The 15,408-nt window shown below is 60.3% G+C and carries 15 protein-coding genes; 9 read left to right on the top strand and 6 right to left on the bottom strand.

The window, feature by feature from the left end; all coding sequences use genetic code 11:
• A complete protein-coding gene (locus BLU11_RS13285; protein WP_090274134.1) occupies nucleotides 1-519 on the bottom strand; it encodes a glycine cleavage system protein R in 519 nt (172 codons plus the stop codon).
• A gap of 135 nt (nucleotides 520-654) precedes the next feature.
• Here BLU11_RS13285 and BLU11_RS13280 point away from each other — a divergent pair, with 135 nt between their 5' ends.
• Nucleotides 655-1,848 (top strand): class I SAM-dependent rRNA methyltransferase, encoded by a 1,194-nt coding sequence (locus tag BLU11_RS13280; RefSeq protein ID WP_090274133.1) that lies wholly within the window; start codon nucleotides 655-657, stop codon nucleotides 1,846-1,848.
• Nucleotides 1,849-1,932: 84 nt separating this feature from the next.
• Here the strand turns inward: BLU11_RS13280 and BLU11_RS13275 are convergent, their stop codons facing one another.
• Nucleotides 1,933-2,589 carry a histidinol-phosphatase gene (locus BLU11_RS13275; RefSeq protein ID WP_090274131.1) on the bottom strand — a complete coding sequence of 219 codons (657 nt, stop codon included), beginning with the start codon at nucleotides 2,587-2,589 and terminating at the stop codon, nucleotides 1,933-1,935.
• Between the two features lie 143 nt (nucleotides 2,590-2,732).
• Here BLU11_RS13275 and rppH point away from each other — a divergent pair, with 143 nt between their 5' ends.
• Together rppH and ptsP are read left to right on the top strand one after the other, a co-directional pair.
• Nucleotides 2,733-3,224 carry an RNA pyrophosphohydrolase gene (gene rppH / locus BLU11_RS13270; RefSeq protein WP_090274129.1) on the top strand — a complete coding sequence of 164 codons (492 nt, stop codon included), beginning with the start codon at nucleotides 2,733-2,735 and terminating at the stop codon, nucleotides 3,222-3,224.
• A 2-nt stretch (nucleotides 3,225-3,226) separates the two neighbouring features.
• A complete protein-coding gene (gene ptsP, locus BLU11_RS13265; protein WP_090276478.1) occupies nucleotides 3,227-5,494 on the top strand; it encodes a phosphoenolpyruvate--protein phosphotransferase in 2,268 nt (755 codons plus the stop codon).
• 11 nt (nucleotides 5,495-5,505) lie between these two features.
• Here the strand turns inward: ptsP and BLU11_RS13260 are convergent, their stop codons facing one another.
• Nucleotides 5,506-6,252: an NRDE family protein gene (locus BLU11_RS13260; RefSeq protein WP_090274127.1), complete on the bottom strand. Its 747-nt coding sequence runs from the start codon at nucleotides 6,250-6,252 to the stop codon at nucleotides 5,506-5,508.
• Nucleotides 6,253-6,405: 153 nt separating this feature from the next.
• On the opposite strand from BLU11_RS13260, the gene BLU11_RS13255 reads away from it, so the two are divergent.
• Genes BLU11_RS13255 through BLU11_RS13240 form a run of 4 tightly spaced genes read left to right on the top strand, consistent with a single transcriptional unit; the run spans nucleotide 6,406 to nucleotide 9,297 of the window.
• A complete protein-coding gene (locus tag BLU11_RS13255; protein WP_090274125.1) occupies nucleotides 6,406-7,188 on the top strand; it encodes a sulfite exporter TauE/SafE family protein in 783 nt (260 codons plus the stop codon).
• Between the two features lie 9 nt (nucleotides 7,189-7,197).
• A complete protein-coding gene (gene lgt, locus BLU11_RS13250; RefSeq protein WP_090274124.1) occupies nucleotides 7,198-8,004 on the top strand; it encodes a prolipoprotein diacylglyceryl transferase in 807 nt (268 codons plus the stop codon).
• On the top strand, nucleotides 7,988-8,782 hold the full coding sequence (locus tag BLU11_RS13245; protein WP_090274122.1) for a thymidylate synthase: 795 nt from the start codon (nucleotides 7,988-7,990) through the stop codon (nucleotides 8,780-8,782). The genes lgt and BLU11_RS13245 overlap by 17 nt, the downstream gene beginning before the upstream one ends.
• Nucleotides 8,783-8,784: 2 nt before the next feature.
• Nucleotides 8,785-9,297 (top strand): dihydrofolate reductase, encoded by a 513-nt coding sequence (locus tag BLU11_RS13240; protein WP_090274119.1) that lies wholly within the window; start codon nucleotides 8,785-8,787, stop codon nucleotides 9,295-9,297.
• A gap of 100 nt (nucleotides 9,298-9,397) precedes the next feature.
• Here BLU11_RS13240 and BLU11_RS13235 read toward each other — a convergent pair whose 3' ends face one another.
• The gene (locus BLU11_RS13235) at nucleotides 9,398-9,937 is read right to left on the bottom strand and encodes a type 1 glutamine amidotransferase domain-containing protein (protein ID WP_090274117.1); all 540 of its coding nucleotides are present in this window, start codon (nucleotides 9,935-9,937) and stop codon (nucleotides 9,398-9,400) included.
• 184 nt (nucleotides 9,938-10,121) lie between these two features.
• Between BLU11_RS13235 and BLU11_RS13230 the strand changes: the two genes are divergently transcribed.
• Complete coding sequence (locus BLU11_RS13230) at nucleotides 10,122-10,493, top strand: DUF1090 domain-containing protein (RefSeq protein ID WP_090274115.1); 372 nt, start codon at nucleotides 10,122-10,124, stop codon at nucleotides 10,491-10,493.
• 24 nt (nucleotides 10,494-10,517) lie between these two features.
• Here BLU11_RS13230 and ilvD read toward each other — a convergent pair whose 3' ends face one another.
• Together ilvD and argA are read right to left on the bottom strand one after the other, a co-directional pair.
• A complete protein-coding gene (gene ilvD / locus BLU11_RS13225; RefSeq protein ID WP_090274113.1) occupies nucleotides 10,518-12,356 on the bottom strand; it encodes a dihydroxy-acid dehydratase in 1,839 nt (612 codons plus the stop codon).
• 149 nt (nucleotides 12,357-12,505) lie between these two features.
• Nucleotides 12,506-13,789, bottom strand: coding sequence for an amino-acid N-acetyltransferase (argA, locus tag BLU11_RS13220; RefSeq protein ID WP_090274112.1), 1,284 nt, complete (start codon nucleotides 13,787-13,789; stop codon nucleotides 12,506-12,508).
• A 169-nt stretch (nucleotides 13,790-13,958) separates the two neighbouring features.
• Here argA and amn point away from each other — a divergent pair, with 169 nt between their 5' ends.
• Nucleotides 13,959-15,407 (top strand): AMP nucleosidase, encoded by a 1,449-nt coding sequence (gene amn, locus BLU11_RS13215; protein ID WP_090274110.1) that lies wholly within the window; start codon nucleotides 13,959-13,961, stop codon nucleotides 15,405-15,407.
• Nucleotide 15,408 lies beyond the last annotated feature (1 nt).

Genomic DNA, 15,408 nt, shown 5'->3' with positions numbered 1-15,408 from the left:
TCAGCTCTCGGCGCCGCGCAGCTCAACCATCAAGTCATCGGCCAGGTTCTCCAGGTCAGCCTGCAGCGCGTCGGCATCGGTCTGAGGTAGCAGACCCAGCCGGGCCGTGGCGCGAAACAGCAGGTCGGCGCTCATCGGCGCCGGTTCGCAGCTGGTTTCCAGCAGCTCGACGTTCACCCCGTGGCGTGCCAGCACGGCGGACACCTCATGCACTATGCCCGGGCGATCATTGCCCACCAGACTGAGCATCAGGGTAGCCAGCTGGGGCTCCTCGACCTGCCCGCTGACTGCCAGTTGTATATTGATGCCGCTGCTGCTCATATTTTCCAGTTCGGTGCGCAGCGCCTCGACCTCGGTGGTGGGCACGTCAACCCGCAGGATGCCGGCGAACTGTCCGGCCATCCGCGCCATGCGGCTATCCAGCCAGTTACCGCCGTGCCGATTGATGGTCTGAGCCAGGCTTTCCACGAGGCCGGGCTTGTCAGCGGAAATCACGGTGAGAATCAGCGGGATGGTCATGGGCACGCTCCTAGGTTTGTTATTGTCAGATGATCGGGGCCGGATTGCTTAGTGTAGTCGGAGACTGGATGCTATGGCGTCTGTATACTGCCGCACCGGCGGAATGTTCCAGCCAGCAATATTCAGGAGTTCGTGATGAGTCTGCCCAGCCTGCGCCTCAAGACCAACAGTGATCGTCGCATCAAGGGCGGCCACCTGTGGGTATTCAGCAACGAAGTCGATATCGCCCAGACCCCGCTCACCGCTTTGGCGGCAGGCCAGGAAGTCCAGCTTGAGACTGCTTCCGGCAAGGTGCTGGGTCTGGCTACCGTCAGCCCGGACAATCTGATCTGTGCTCGCCTGCACAGCCGTGACGCCGCGCACCCGCTGGACAAGTCGCTGCTGGTGCACCGCATCAAGATCGCCCTGAGCCTGCGGGAAAAATTGTTCGACAAGCCGTTCTATCGTCTGGTTTACGGTGAGTCCGACCTGTTGCCGGGTCTGGTGGTTGACCGTTTCGGTGAGTACCTGGTGGTGCAGATCACCACGCCGGGTATGGAGCGGATGCGCGGCGAGATCATCGAGGCGCTGGTCCAGGTATTGAAGCCTGCGGGCGTGCTGTTCAAGAACGATGGAGCTGCGCGCAAGGCGGAGAAGCTCGATTCCTACATCGAAGTGGCTTTCGGTGAGGTGCCGGAGCGGGTGGCACTGGAAGAGAATGGTGTGGCTTTCGAAGCACCGGTTCACACCGGTCAGAAAACCGGCTGGTTCTATGACCATCGCATGAACCGCGCGCGTCTGGCGCCCTACGTCAAGGGCAAGCGGGTGCTTGATCTGTACAGCTATATTGGCGGTTGGGGTGTGCAGGCTGCGGTATTCGGTGCCAGCGAAGTGATGTGCGTGGACAGCTCGGCGCCGGCACTGGATCTGGTTGAACACAACGCATCACTGAACGGCGTGGCCGAAAAAATGGCCGTGGTCGAAGGCGATGTCATGGAAGCCTTGCGGGAACTGAAAGGCTCAGGCGAGAAATTCGATGTGGTGATTGCCGATCCGCCTGCCTTCATCAAGAAGCGCAAGGATATCCGCAATGGTGAGAATGCCTACCGTCGCCTGAACGAGCAGGCCATGCGTCTGCTCAACAAGGACGGCATTCTGGTGTCGGCCTCCTGCTCCATGCATCTGGCGGAAAACAGCCTGCGCGATATTCTGCTGGCTGGCAGTCGCCATCTGGATCGGCATCTGGTCATCGCCGAACGTGGTTTCCAGGGCGCTGATCATCCGTTGCACCCGGCGATTCCCGAGACCGGCTATATCAAGTCGTACTTCTGCCGGGTGCTGCCGGTCTGACCTGCAGCAAGGCACGAAAAAGGCCCCTTCAGCTCAGCTGCCGGGGCCTTTTTAATTTATGCGGCTTGTTTGTGTAGGCGAATGTCAGCCACGCAGGCTGATTATAGGCCAGCCATGCTGCTCGGCATGGCTGCGCAGCACATCGTCCGGGTCCACGGCCACCGGGTTATCGACCATCGACAGCAGTGGCAGGTCGTTGCGCGAATCGCTGTAGAAATAAGCGCCCGCCAGAGTGTTATCGGTTTCACCCAGCCAGCGCTCCAGCCGGGAGACCTTGCCCTCGCGGAAGCAGGGTATGTCGCAGGAACGCCCGGTGTAGCGCCCATCCACTTCTTCGCATTCGGAGGCCAGCATGATGTCGATGCCGTAGCGGCGGCCGATGGGGCCGGCGACGAAGCGGTTGGTGGCGGTGATGATCATGGTGGTGTCACCCGCCTGCTCGTGGTGGGCGATCAGCTCCAGCGCCTTGGGCAGAATGAATGGCTCAATCTTTTCCTGCATGAACTGGGCATGCCATTGTTCCAACTGCTCGCGGTCATGCTGGCCCAGCGGCTCCAGACAGAAGTCCAGATAGTCGTTGACGTCCAGCTTGCCATCCAGATAATCATTGAAGAACCGGGTGTTGCGTGTGCCGTAGGTCTGCGCATCGACGATATTGTGCGCAACGGCGAACTCCCCCCAGGCATTGTCACTGTCGGTGCCCAGCAGCGTGTTGTCGAGGTCGAAAATGGCCAGTGCCACGGAATACTCCTGTTATCGGTATAACGAAGCAGCAAGGATAATTCAGGCGCAGAATAAATGCTTGGAGTAGGGGGATTTATGCAATTGCTGGTACGCGCGTCTTTGTGGAACAATGCAGAAGACAACAGATAAGGATACCGGCAGTGATCGACTCCGACGGCTTTCGTCCCAATGTAGGCATTATCCTGACCAACGGGTTGGGGCAGGTGCTATGGGCCAGGCGTATCGGTCAGGAGGCCTGGCAGTTTCCCCAGGGTGGCATTCAGCATCATGAGAGCCCCGAGCAGGCGCTGTATCGTGAATTGCATGAAGAAGTCGGCCTGTTTCCCGAAGACGTTGAAATCCTCGCCTGTACCCGTGGCTGGCTACGCTATCGTTTGCCGCAACGGTTGATCCGCAGTCACTCCCAGCCCGTATGTGTCGGCCAGAAACAGAAATGGTTCCTGCTGCGCCTGACCTGTGCAGATGAACGTGTGTGCATGACCAGAACCGCCAAGCCCGAGTTCGATGGCTGGCGCTGGGTCAGCTATTGGTATCCGCTGGGCCAGGTGGTGGCCTTCAAGCGGGATGTCTATCGCCGGGCAATGAAGGAGCTGGCGCCGAGTGTGCCGCTGAGTGAGTTGAGCGAATGCTGAACATGCTGAATACGCTCAGGCGCATTGTCCAGGAGGTCAATGCGGCGAAGGATCTGGCTTCGGCGCTGAATATCATCGTGTATCGCGTGCGCGAAGCGATGGAAACCCACGTGTGTTCCGTCTATCTGCTGAATCCGGATACCGATCGTTACGAACTGATGGCCACCGAAGGCCTGAACAAGGATGCCGTCGGTGTTGTCAGCTTGGGCAGCAACGAGGGGCTGGTGGGTTATGTGGGTATCCGTGAAGAGCCGGTCAACCTGGAAGACGCAGCCGCCCACCCGCGTTTCCGTTATTTTGTCGAAACCGGCGAAGAGCGCTATGCCTCCTTTCTCGGCGTGCCCATCATCCATCATCGACAGGTGATGGGTGTACTGGTTATCCAGCAGAAGGACCGCCGTCAGTTTGATGAAGTGGAGGAATCCTTTCTCGTCACCATGAGCGCTCAGCTGGCCGGGGTCATCGCCCACGCTGAGGCGACGGGAGCGATGCGGGGTCTGGGATGGGCCGGCGAGGTGATTCAGGATACCCGCTTCGACGCTGTTCCCGGTGCGCCGGGGGTAGCTATCGGCCGTGCTGTGGTGATGTTGCCGCCAGCGGATCTGAAGGCGGTGCCGGACAAGGAAGTGAAGGATATCGATGCCGAGATCGCCCTGTATCGCAAGGCGGTGGAGGCAGTCCATGCTGATATCAAGCGCCTGTCCGCCAAGCTCGCCGCGCAGCTGCGTCCCGAAGAGCTGGCTCTGTTCGACGTATACCTGATGATGTTGGATGACTCCTCGCTGGGTAATGAAATTATTGCCGGTATCCGCCAGGGGCAGTGGGCCCAGGGCGCCCTGCGCGACGTCATCAATGCCCATGTGGCCCGTTTCGAGCTGATGGATGACCCCTATCTGCAGGAGCGCGCTGCGGATATCAAGGATCTGGGCCGCCGATTGCTGGCCTGCCTGCAGGAAGCCGGTCGTCAACGGCTGACATTCCCGAGAAAGACCATTCTGGTAGCTGAAGAACTGACTCCGGCGATGCTCGGTGAGGTGCCCAAGGACAGGCTGGTCGGTCTGGTGTCGGTGCTGGGCTCGGGCAGCTCGCATGTGGCAATTCTGGCGCGGGCGATGGGCATACCCACGGTCATGGGTGCGGTGGATCTGCCGTACCTTCGTATGGACAAACTGGAGCTGATCGTCGACGGCAACGCCGGTGAAGTCTACTCCAACCCCTCCCAGGAGTTGCGGCGGCATTACCGTGAGCTGATCCGCGAGGAAATGGAGCTGTCCCACGGCCTGGAGAAGCTGCGTGCCGAGCCCTGCGTGACACTGGATGGTCACCGCGTACCGCTATGGGTCAACACAGGTCTGTTTGCCGATATTGCCCGTTCACTGGACCGGGGTGCGGAAGGCGTGGGGCTGTACCGTACCGAAGTGCCGTTCATGATTCTGGATCGCTTCCCCAGCGAGAAAGAGCAGCAGGCCACCTACCGGGCGCAGCTGGAAGCCTTCCATCCGTTGCCTGTGACCATGCGGACGCTGGATGTGGGTGGTGACAAGGCCCTCAGCTACTTCCCGATCAAGGAAGACAACCCTTTCCTCGGCTGGCGTGGCATCCGCGTCACCCTGGATCACCCGGAAATCTTCCTGGTACAGATCCGCGCCATGCTCAAGGCCAGCGAAGGGCTGGAAAATCTGCGTATCATGTTGCCGATGATCAGCAGCGTGAATGAGGTTGAGGAGGCCTTGCACCTGATCCACCGCGCTCATGGCGAGGTGCTGGATGAGGGCATCTCGGTCCCCATGCCGCCGGTAGGGGTGATGATCGAGGTGCCGGCTGCGGTTTACCAGGCGCGTGAGCTGGCGCAGCGGGTCGACTTTCTGTCAGTCGGCACCAACGACCTGACCCAGTACCTGTTGGCGGTTGACCGCAACAATCCGCGGGTGGCCGATCTGTATCATTCGCTGCATCCGGCGGTACTGCAGGCGCTGATGCTGGTCGCTCGGGCCTGCAGGGAGGCCGGCAAGCCGATGAGCGTATGCGGTGAGATGGCGGGTGATCCAGCTGCGGCGGTTCTGCTGCTGGCGATGGGCTGTGATGTGCTGTCCATGAATGCGACCAACCTGCCGCGAGTCAAATGGCTGCTGCGCCAGATTCGCCTGAGCGATGCCCAGGCGCTGCTCAACGAAGCCTTGAGTCAGGATAACGCCTATCTGGTGCAAAGTATCCTGCACCTGGCGCTACGCAAGATGGGACTCGGCAAAGTACTCATGCTGGTGCGCTGAGCATCATCACCTCAGAAATACCAGCTGGAGTCGCCTTGATGACTTCCCTGTGGTCCGAAACTCTGCTCACGAAAACTGATGCGCTGCTCAGCATTGATGGTCAGCAGGCTGCTGGCGCGTGTGCCATAGTCCTCACCGAGGATGAAGGTTGCTGACAGGCGACGCTCCCATTCCAGGTTGACGCCGCTGTTGGGCAGTTGTGCGTCCGGGTACTCGTTGCTGTCCTTGAGCAGGCTCAGCAGGGTTTCCTGGTCTGCGCTGAGATTGGCTTCCAGGCCGTGACACAAGGTCTGCAATTTGGGCCAGGGGCTGTTCAATGATGCGTTCGACAGGCCATAGATGCCCGGCTGCAGCGCCTGTGCCTGGCGTTCCTCGCTGTTCAGATGCCAGAGTTGCTGCGCCGTTCCGGCCAGCAGATTGAAGCCCGCATAGCCATCGATATCGTCTGTCAGGCTGCGCATGTAATCCTCTGGCGACATGTCGCCGGTCAGATAATCCAGAACCAGCTTGCCCCGCGAACGCGGGCCGGGACGCGCGCCCGGGGAGCGAATATTGGTCAGCGCGGCGAAACGTCCACTGCGGGTCACCCCCAGCCAGGTGCCGCCGGCTTGCAGGTCCTTGCCGGCCAATAGCTCGGGATGGCCTTCACCGGTCCAGAAACTGGCCTCCCGTGTCGGTCGGGGATGGAATTCGTCGCGGTTGCCGAGCAACACCAATGGCTGGCCTGACAGTTGCCAAGCGAAAGCAATCAGACACATGGCTGTCTCCTGATGGTTTGCCTCAGTCTACCGGCTTCCGCGTTGCCATGCCTCATGCGATCCGGGGCAGCGGTGCGAGCCGGTTTTCGATACACTAGCGCATTGTGCGGGACCCGCTGTCGTTCGACATGCAGCGCATCATGGGGAGCAATAATGGAATTTGTCATCTATCTGGTACTCGGCGGCTTTGCTGGCGTACTGGCCGGCCTGTTCGGCGTGGGCGGTGGCATGATCATCGTTCCGGTACTGGTTTACAGTTTTGCACTGCAGGGCTTTGCTCCCGAAGTATTGACGCATATGGCCGTTGGCACATCACTGGCCACCATCGCCTTCACCTCGATCAACTCGGTGCGTGCGCACAACAAGATGGGGGCGGTCCGCTGGCCGCTGTTTATGTGGATGGCGCTGGGCATCGTCTTTGGCGGTTTCCTCGGTGCGGTTACCGCCTCGACGCTCAGCGGCCCATTGCTGCAGAAGATCATCGGCGTATTCGCCATCTGTGTGGCGATCCAGATGGCCTTCGAGTTGAAACCCAAGGCTGCCCTCGGCGAGCCAGGTAAACCCGGGTTGATTGCGGCAGGAGGGGTGATCGGCTGGGCGTCATCCATTTTCGGTATCGGTGGCGGCTCGCTGACCGTGCCTTTCCTGGTATGGCGCAGTCTGCCGATGCAGCAGGCGGTGGCAACGTCTGCGGCCTGCGGCATGCCGATTGCCGTGGCTGGCGCGATCAGCTTTATGTGGACTGGCTGGTCGGTTGAGACATTGCCCGGCTGGAGTCTGGGTTATGTCTACCTGCCCGCCCTGATCGGTATTGCCGCGACCAGTGTATTCTTTGCCGGATACGGTGCGCGGCTGGCCCACAGACTGTCCCAACGCCTGCTCAAGCGGCTCTTTGCCCTGTTGCTGGTGTCGGTAGGTATCAATTTTCTACTCTAGAGAGCATCCATGCTGACTTATCCGCAGATTGATCCTGTCGCCCTCTCACTTGGTCCGTTGCAGATTCACTGGTACGGTCTGATGTATCTGATCGGCATCGGTGGTGCATGGTGGCTGGCCAGTCGCCGGCTGCAGCGCTTTGATCCTAAATGGACCTCGGAAACACTGTCCGACCTGGTGTTCTGGGTGGCGCTGGGGGTGATTGCCGGTGGCCGATTGGGCTATGTTCTTTTCTATGATCTGGCCTCGTACCTGAACGACCCGTCACTGGTATTGCAGATTTGGAAGGGCGGTATGTCCTTCCATGGCGGGCTGGTCGGCGTGCTGTTGGCGGTGTTGTGGTTCTCCCGGCGTCACGGCAAGAGCTTCTTCCAGCTGATGGACTTCATCGCGCCATTGGTGCCGATAGGCCTCGGTGCAGGGCGTATCGGCAACTTCATCAATGCCGAACTATGGGGAAGAGCCACCGATGTGCCCTGGGCCATGGTCTTCCCCACCGATCCGGCGCAGCTGGCGCGACATCCTTCGCAGCTGTATCAGTTTGCCCTTGAGGGTGTGGCGCTGTTTGCCATTCTGTGGATCTATTCGCGCAAGCCGCGTCCGACCATGGCGGTCAGTGGTCTGTTCGGCATCTGTTACGGGCTGTTCCGCTTCATCGTCGAGTTTGTTCGTGAGCCGGATGCCCATCTTGGCTACCTGGCGTTTGGCTGGCTGACCATGGGTCAGCTGCTCTGTATACCCATGATTCTGGCGGGCGCCGCATTGATGTGGTGGGCCTACCGCAAAGAGGACGTAAAGCATGAAACAGTATCTTGACCTCATGCGCCGGGTGCGTGAATCCGGCACCTTCAAGAGTGATCGCACCGGGACCGGTACCTGGAGTGTGTTCGGTCATCAGATGCGCTTTGATCTGGCCGACGGCTTTCCCATGGTCACGACCAAGAAATGTCATCTGAAATCCATCGTGCATGAGCTGCTGTGGTTCCTGCAGGGCGATACCAACATTCGTTACCTGAAGGAAAACGGCGTCTCCATATGGGATGAATGGGCTGATGAGAATGGCGACCTGGGGCCGGTTTATGGCTATCAGTGGCGCAGCTGGCCGGCACCCAACGGCGAGTCGATCGATCAGATCAGCAAACTGCTGGAGATGATCAAGACCAACCCCGATTCCCGCAGGCTGATTGTCTCCGCCTGGAACCCCGCGCTGGTGGATGAGATGGCATTGCCGCCGTGTCACGCACTGTTTCAGTTCTACGTGGCTGACGGCAAGCTGAGTTGCCAGCTGTATCAGCGCTCGGCGGATATCTTCCTTGGCGTGCCGTTCAATATCGCCAGCTATGCGCTGCTGACATTGATGGTCGCCCAGGTCTGCGATCTGCAGCCTGGGGAGTTTGTCTGGACCGGCGGCGATTGCCACCTGTACGCCAACCATATCGAGCAGACCGATCTGCAATTGAGCCGTGAGCCCTTGCCATTGCCGACGATGCGGCTTAATCCGGAGGTCAGGGATCTGTTTTCCTTCACCTTCGATGATTTCACTCTGGAAGACTACCAGTCCCACCCGCATATCAAAGCGCCGGTGGCGGTTTGAGCATGAAAAGACTCCCTCTCTCGCTGATTGCCGCCTGCGCACATGACCGGGTGATCGGGCTGGACAATCACATGCCATGGCATCTGCCGGCAGACCTCAAGCACTTCAAGCAGACCACGCTGGGCAAGCCCATCATCATGGGCCGCAAAACCTGGGATTCGCTGGGGCGGCCGCTGCCCGGCAGGCTCAATCTGGTGGTCAGTCGCCAGGCTGATCTGCAACTGGAAGGCGCAGAGGTGTTTGCCAACCTGGAAGAGGCTGTTGCCCGTGCCGATGAGTGGGCGCATGACCAGGGTGTTGAAGAAGTCATATTGATCGGTGGCGGCCAGCTCTATGCCGAGGCACTGCCGCTGGCCAGTCGGATCTATCTGACCCGTATCGACCTTGCGGTACAGGGGGATGCATTTTTTCCGGAATTCACTGGTTGGCAGCTGCTCGAGAGCGAAGCGCATGCCGCCGGCGAGACGACACCAGCCTACGTTTTCGAAACCTGGATTCAACCGAATATCAGCTGATTGCCCTCCTTCCGGGGGCCAGGTAAACCCAGTGGCGCTACGCACGCCGTCGCGGCGAGGCGCCCCTCCCACGAGCGCTTTCCGTGACGGCGCACTGGTCCTATGCCGCCAGGGCGTCGATGACAGCCTGACTGAAAGCAGGAATGTCATCAGGTTTGCGGCTGCTGATCAGGTCGCCGTCGACCACCACCTGCTGGTCGACCCAGTTGGCGCCGGCGTTCTTCAGATCATCGCTCAGTGAGGGCCAGCTAGTGATGGTCTTGCCTTGCACAACACCGGCGGAAATCAGCAGCCAGCTGCCGTGACAGATCACGGCGATGGTCTTGTTCGTACGGGCAGCATCACGGACCAGCTCCTGGGCCATCTCATTGCTGCGGATATTGTCAGAATTGACCACGCCGCCGGGTAACAGCAGAGCGTCATAGTCATCAAGGCGGATGCGGTCGAAGGTATTGTCGACCTCAAATTCGTCGGCCGGGGTAGTGTGATTCCAGCCGGCCACCTTGCCTGATTCAGATGAAATGATATCGGCGCGGACGCCGGCTTTCTCCAGAGCTTCCCTGGGGCCGGTCAGTTCGACTTGCTCGAAGCCGTCAGTCACCAGGATAGCCACGCGTTTGCCTTGCAGTGATTGAGTCATGGGGTTCTCCAGTAATGGTGGAGGCCGGAGGTCAACAGACCTGGGCCCTGTTGAAAATTCGACCGCCGGGAGTGGTGAAGTTCGACCTGTCTGTTAGCTGAATAAGCTGATTGTCAGGACCGCCATTGATTTTTCAGGCGATTGTCTATGCTGGTGTCTGGGATTCCAGATACGGAGCAGGCTTATGAGCAAGACATTATTGGTGGCGCTGTTGCTGGCAATGCCGGTTCAGGCGCAAACCCCGGCGGGTGGTCAGGAAACCTGTGCCGACAAGGAGCAACGCATCACCGAGCGGCTGCAACAAGCCGAGGCTGCCGACAATCAGCAACAGGTACGCGGGTTGAGCAAGGCGTTGCAAGAAATGCGTGCCAACTGCAGCGAAGCAGGTCTTGCGGCTGAGCGGGGCCAGCGTATCGGTGAAAGCGAGGCGGAAGTGGAAGAGCGCCGGGATGAACTGGCCGAAGCCATCCGCAAGGGCGATCAGGAAAAGATCGACAAGCGTGAGGGTAAGTTGGCTGAAGCGTTGAAGGAGCTAGGGGAGGCGAGGGCGGAGTAGCCGTAGCCACTCCGCCTGCCCAAATCAGTCTTCCAGCATCGCCTTGTTGCGCACTGCACCCTTGTCGGCACTGGTGGCCAGCAGGGCGTAGGCTTTGAGCGCTGTGGACACCTTGCGTGGGCGTTTTTCCACTGGCTTCCAGCCTTTCTTGTCCTGCTCGATGCGGCGATGCGACAGTTCCTCATCGGACACCAGCAGGTTGATAGTGCGATTGGGAATGTCGATCAGGATGCGATCGCCTTCCTGCACCAGACCGATGGCTCCGCCTGCGGCAGCTTCGGGGGAAGCATGGCCGATGGACAGGCCGGAGGTGCCGCCGGAGAAGCGACCGTCGGTCAGCAGTGCACAATCCGCACCCAGTCCCTTGGATTTCAGGTAGCTGGTGGGATAGAGCATTTCCTGCATGCCCGGGCCGCCTTTGGGGCCTTCGTAGCGGATGATCACCACATCGCCGGCCTTTACTTCGTCGGCCAGAATGCCGCGCACGGCGCTGTCCTGACTCTCGAAGATCTTGGCGCTGCCCTCAAATACATGGATCGACTCATCAACGCCGGCAGTTTTCACCACACAGCCGTCCATTGCGATGTTGCCGTACAGCACCGCCAGGCCCCCTTCCGCAGAGTAGGCGTGCTCGACCGAGCGGATACAGCCTTCAGCGCGATCATCATCCAGGCTCGGCCAGCGAGTGCTCTGGCTGAACGCGGTCTGGGTCGGAATGCCTGCCGGGCCGGCCTTGAAGAACTCATGCACGGCCGGATCGCTGGTCTGGGTGATATCCCACTGGGCGATAGCCTCAGCCATGGTCCTGCTGTGGATCGTGGGTATATCGGTATGGAGCAGGCCGCCGCGGGCCAGTGAGCCGAGAATCGAGAATACGCCGCCGGCGCGGTGAACATCCTCCATGTGGTACTTCTGGATGTTCGGCGCCACCTTGCACAACTGCGGCACCTTGCGCGACAACTCATCAATATCGCGCAGATCGAAATCGACATCGCCTTCCTGAGCCGCAGCCAGCAGGTGCAGGATGGTGTTGGTCGAGCCGCCCATAGCAATGTCCAGGGTCATGGCGTTCTCGAACGCTTTGATGTTGGCAACATTGCGCGGCAGAACTGACTCGTCCTGGTCCTGGTAGTAGCGTTTGCAGAGTTCCACCGCCACGCGGCCCGCGCGCAGGAACAGCTGTTCGCGGTCGCTGTGAGTGGCCAGCAGGGAGCCGTTGCCCGGCAGGGACAGGCCCAGGGCTTCGGTGAGGCAGTTCATCGAGTTGGCGGTGAACATGCCGGAGCAGCTGCCGCACGTAGGGCAGGCGCTGCGCTCGTATTCGGCGACAGTTTCGTCGGAGCAGGAGTCATCGGCAGCGGCGACCATGGCATCGACCAGATCCAGACCATGGGAGGCCAGCTTGGTCTTGCCGGCTTCCATCGGGCCGCCGGAGACGAACACCACGGGGATGTTCAGGCGCAACGCGGCCATCAGCATGCCGGGAGTGATCTTGTCGCAGTTGGAAATACACACGATGGCATCAGCGCAGTGGGCGTTGACCATGTATTCCACCGAGTCGGCGATGATCTCGCGGCTCGGCAGGGAGTACAGCATGCCGTCGTGACCCATGGCGATACCGTCATCCACCGCGATGGTATTGAATTCCTTGGCTACACCGCCGGCCTTTTCGATCTCGCGGGCGACCAGTTGGCCCATGTCCTTCAGGTGCACATGACCGGGCACGAACTGGGTAAAGGAGTTGGCGATGGCGATGATCGGCTTCTTGAAGTCTTCGTCTTTCATGCCGGTAGCGCGCCACAGGGCGCGGGCGCCGGCCATGTTGCGACCGTGGGTGGACGTCTTGGAACGATAATCAGGCATGGTGGTTTATCTCGTTGTGCGATGCAGAAAACGTCAGGAGCTAATGAGCCCTAGCATATCAATTTGCCGCCGAGCCTGCAGCCCGAACCGCCAGCCTGCTCGACGGCAAGCATTGCAGGGCGCGTCCGGCCCGGCCTGGCGCAGGTGGGTTATAGGCTCTTCTCAAACACCTTGGAGTTGCGCTGGTAGTTGTACAGCGAGGCGCGCTGCTCGGGCAGGCGGGCTACGGAGCTGGGCTCGAAGCCGCGTTCGCGGAACCAGTGCGCGGTTCGTGTGGTGAGTACAAACAGCGTATTGATTGCCAGGCGCCTGGCTTCTGCTTCGATGTGCTCCAACAACTGGTCGCCGCGCCCGCCGTGGCGGTAATCAGGGTGAATCGCCACGCAGGCCAGTTCGGCGCTGTGCTCACCCAGTGGATACAAGGCGGCGCAACCGATGATCATGCCGTCCCGCTCGACCAGCGTGAACTGATTGATCTCCGTCTCCAGCACCTCCCGCGAACGGCGCACCAGAACGCCGGCTTCTTCCAGCGGGTGCAGCAATTCCAGCAGCCCCGCGACGTCCTCAACCGTTGCGGTGCGCACCTTCTCGAAAGGCTCCTGAGTCACCAGGGTGCCGCCGCCATCGAGTGTGAACAGCTCGGTGAGCATGGCGCCATCTTCGGCATAACTGATGATATGGCTGCGCCGTAAGCCCTGGTTGCAGGCCTTGCACGCGGCGGCGAGCAGAGAGCCCGGCTGGCTGTTGCCGAGCGCTGCCAGCAAAGGCATCGCCCGGCTGGGTTTGAGCTCGCGCAACAAATACCCCTCGGCATCGAAAATGCCGGTATCAGGGCCGAACAGAATGAGCTTGTCCGCTTCCAGCGCACTGGCTGCACTGGTGGCGACATCTTCGCAGGCGAGATTGAATACCTCACCGGTCGGCGAATAGCCGATGGACGACAACAGCACGATGGATTCTTCATCCAGATGCTGGCTGATCGCCTTGCGATCGATACGCCGGACCTCACCGGTATGGTGCAGATCCACCCCGTCGATCACGCCGATCGGTTTTGCCGTGACGAAGTTGCCACCGACCACGCGCAAACGACGACCCTGCCCGGCATTGGTGCCCAGCCGCGCCTCTATGGCGATGCGCAAACTGCCCACCGCATCCATTACGCAACTCAAGGTGTCGCTGTCGGTAATCCGCAGATCGCTGTGGTAGCGCGAGGCGATGCCGCGCGCGCTCAGACGCTCCTCAATCTGCGGCCGCGAGCCGTGTACCAGCACCAGACGCACCCCCAGACTGTTGAGCAACATGATGTCATTCATTATGTTGTTGAAGTTGGGGTGCGCGATCGCTTCACCCGGCAACAACACCACGAAGGTGCGATCGCGATGGGTGTTGATGTAGGGTGTGGAGTGGCGGAACCATTTGACGTAGTCGGACATGCGGCTGTTCCGTGAAAAACACCAGTTTAGAGATATTCAGCCCTCGGCTTCAAGAGCGAGGCGCGCAATTGCCGTCGCCAAGGGATTGCAGGCAAGATAGAAGCATTTCCCCGAAACCGGATTCAGACACAGAAGAGAGATTGCCGTGCATTCAGGTACTGAAGATTTCATGGTTGTGCAGACACCCGAAGAAGCTGTTGATCGTCTGGCCGCGCTGTATGATCAGGCGGTTGATGCGCTGGGTCATTCATTGAAACAGTATCTCAAGGACCGCACCCGACCCGACGCGCAGCAGTTACGCCTGTTCCGTTATCCTGAACTGCGGCTGACCTGGACCGGCAGTGACCCGGCACCAAGCAGCGTGCGCGCCTGGGCCAAGGTGCAGGTGCCGGGCATCTACAGCGTCACCATTACCCATCCCGAGAATTTCCGCAGTTACCTGCTGCAACAGCTGCATCCGTTGACCAGTGAGTTCAGCGTGCGGCTGGAGGTGGGTGTCAGTCAGCAGGCGATTCCCTACCCCTATGTGGTCGAGCAGGGCGATGAGCTGGCGGGCTCCGGCGTCACGGCTGGCGAACTGGCAAGGGTATTTCCCAGTACCGACCTGGCTGCTGCAACCGATGGCACCGCCGATGGCCTCGTGGACTGGGAAGATACCGACCCGCTGCCGCTGGCACTGTTTGACGCCGCTCGGGTGGATTTTTCCCTGCGCCGACTGGTGCACTACACCGGTAGCGACTGGCGTCATGTACAGCCATGGATTCTGTTGACCAACTACCACCGCTACGTGGATCAGTTCATCCGCCACGGGCTGGACATGCTGCTCGCCGATTCGCGGTTCTGCCGTATGGTGTTGCCGGGTAATGTGATCGTCGAGCGTGGCATGGCCGAGGGCGAGATGCAGGCGATCCTCGACAGCGTGGTCTGGCACAAGTACCAGATGCCGGCCTATCACCTGCAGGCCGCCGATGGAGACGGCATTACCCTGGTCAATATCGGCGTCGGCCCGTCCAATGCCAAGAACATCACCGATCACCTGGCGGTACTGCGTCCGCATTGCTGGCTGATGATCGGCCACTGCGGTGGTCTGCGCCAGTCACAGACCATCGGTGATTATGTACTGGCGCACGCCTATATGCGCCGCGATGGCATTCTCGATCGGGTGCTGCCACCGCATATACCGCTGCCGGCGCTGGCGGAGGTACAGCAGGCTCTGCAGGATGCCGCGGCGCAGGTTACCGGGGACAAGGGCGATGCACTGAAACGGCGTCTGCGAACCGGTACCATCCTGACCTACGACGATCGCAACTGGGAGCTGCGCTGGGCGCAGGAACGGCCGTTGATCAACCTGTCCCGGGCAGTCGCCGTGGATATGGAAAGCGGTACCGTCGCTGCGCAGGGCTATCGTCTGCGGGTGCCCTACGGCACGCTGCTGTGTGTCTCGGACAAGCCGCTGCACAGCGAGCTCAAGCTGCCCGGCGCAGCCGGCGCCTTCTATGAGCGCGCCGTGACCCAACACCTGCATATCGGTATCGCTGCGCTGGATCTGCTGCGCGACCAGTTGCACAGCCTGCATTCACGCAAGCTGCGCAGCTTTGACGAGCCGCCGTTTCGGTAGG

Origin of the sequence: Halopseudomonas litoralis, from assembly GCF_900105005.1 — a bacterium.
Classification (GTDB): domain Bacteria; phylum Pseudomonadota; class Gammaproteobacteria; order Pseudomonadales; family Pseudomonadaceae; genus Halopseudomonas; species Halopseudomonas litoralis.
This window is presented reverse-complemented; position numbering and strand designations above follow the sequence as displayed.

Coding starts and splice junctions, on each gene's coding strand:
- BLU11_RS13285 (WP_090274134.1), bottom strand. CDS start 519: ATGACCATCCCGCTGATTCTCACCGTGATTTCCGCTGACAAGCCCGGC.
- BLU11_RS13280 (WP_090274133.1), top strand. CDS start 655: ATGAGTCTGCCCAGCCTGCGCCTCAAGACCAACAGTGATCGTCGCATC.
- ptsP (WP_090276478.1), top strand. CDS start 3,227: ATGCTGAATACGCTCAGGCGCATTGTCCAGGAGGTCAATGCGGCGAAG.
- BLU11_RS13260 (WP_090274127.1), bottom strand. CDS start 6,252: ATGTGTCTGATTGCTTTCGCTTGGCAACTGTCAGGCCAGCCATTGGTG.
- BLU11_RS13255 (WP_090274125.1), top strand. CDS start 6,406: ATGGAATTTGTCATCTATCTGGTACTCGGCGGCTTTGCTGGCGTACTG.
- lgt (WP_090274124.1), top strand. CDS start 7,198: ATGCTGACTTATCCGCAGATTGATCCTGTCGCCCTCTCACTTGGTCCG.
- BLU11_RS13245 (WP_090274122.1), top strand. CDS start 7,988: ATGAAACAGTATCTTGACCTCATGCGCCGGGTGCGTGAATCCGGCACC.
- BLU11_RS13240 (WP_090274119.1), top strand. CDS start 8,785: ATGAAAAGACTCCCTCTCTCGCTGATTGCCGCCTGCGCACATGACCGG.
- BLU11_RS13235 (WP_090274117.1), bottom strand. CDS start 9,937: ATGACTCAATCACTGCAAGGCAAACGCGTGGCTATCCTGGTGACTGAC.
- BLU11_RS13230 (WP_090274115.1), top strand. CDS start 10,122: ATGAGCAAGACATTATTGGTGGCGCTGTTGCTGGCAATGCCGGTTCAG.
- ilvD (WP_090274113.1), bottom strand. CDS start 12,356: ATGCCTGATTATCGTTCCAAGACGTCCACCCACGGTCGCAACATGGCC.
- argA (WP_090274112.1), bottom strand. CDS start 13,789: ATGTCCGACTACGTCAAATGGTTCCGCCACTCCACACCCTACATCAAC.
- amn (WP_090274110.1), top strand. CDS start 13,959: ATGGTTGTGCAGACACCCGAAGAAGCTGTTGATCGTCTGGCCGCGCTG.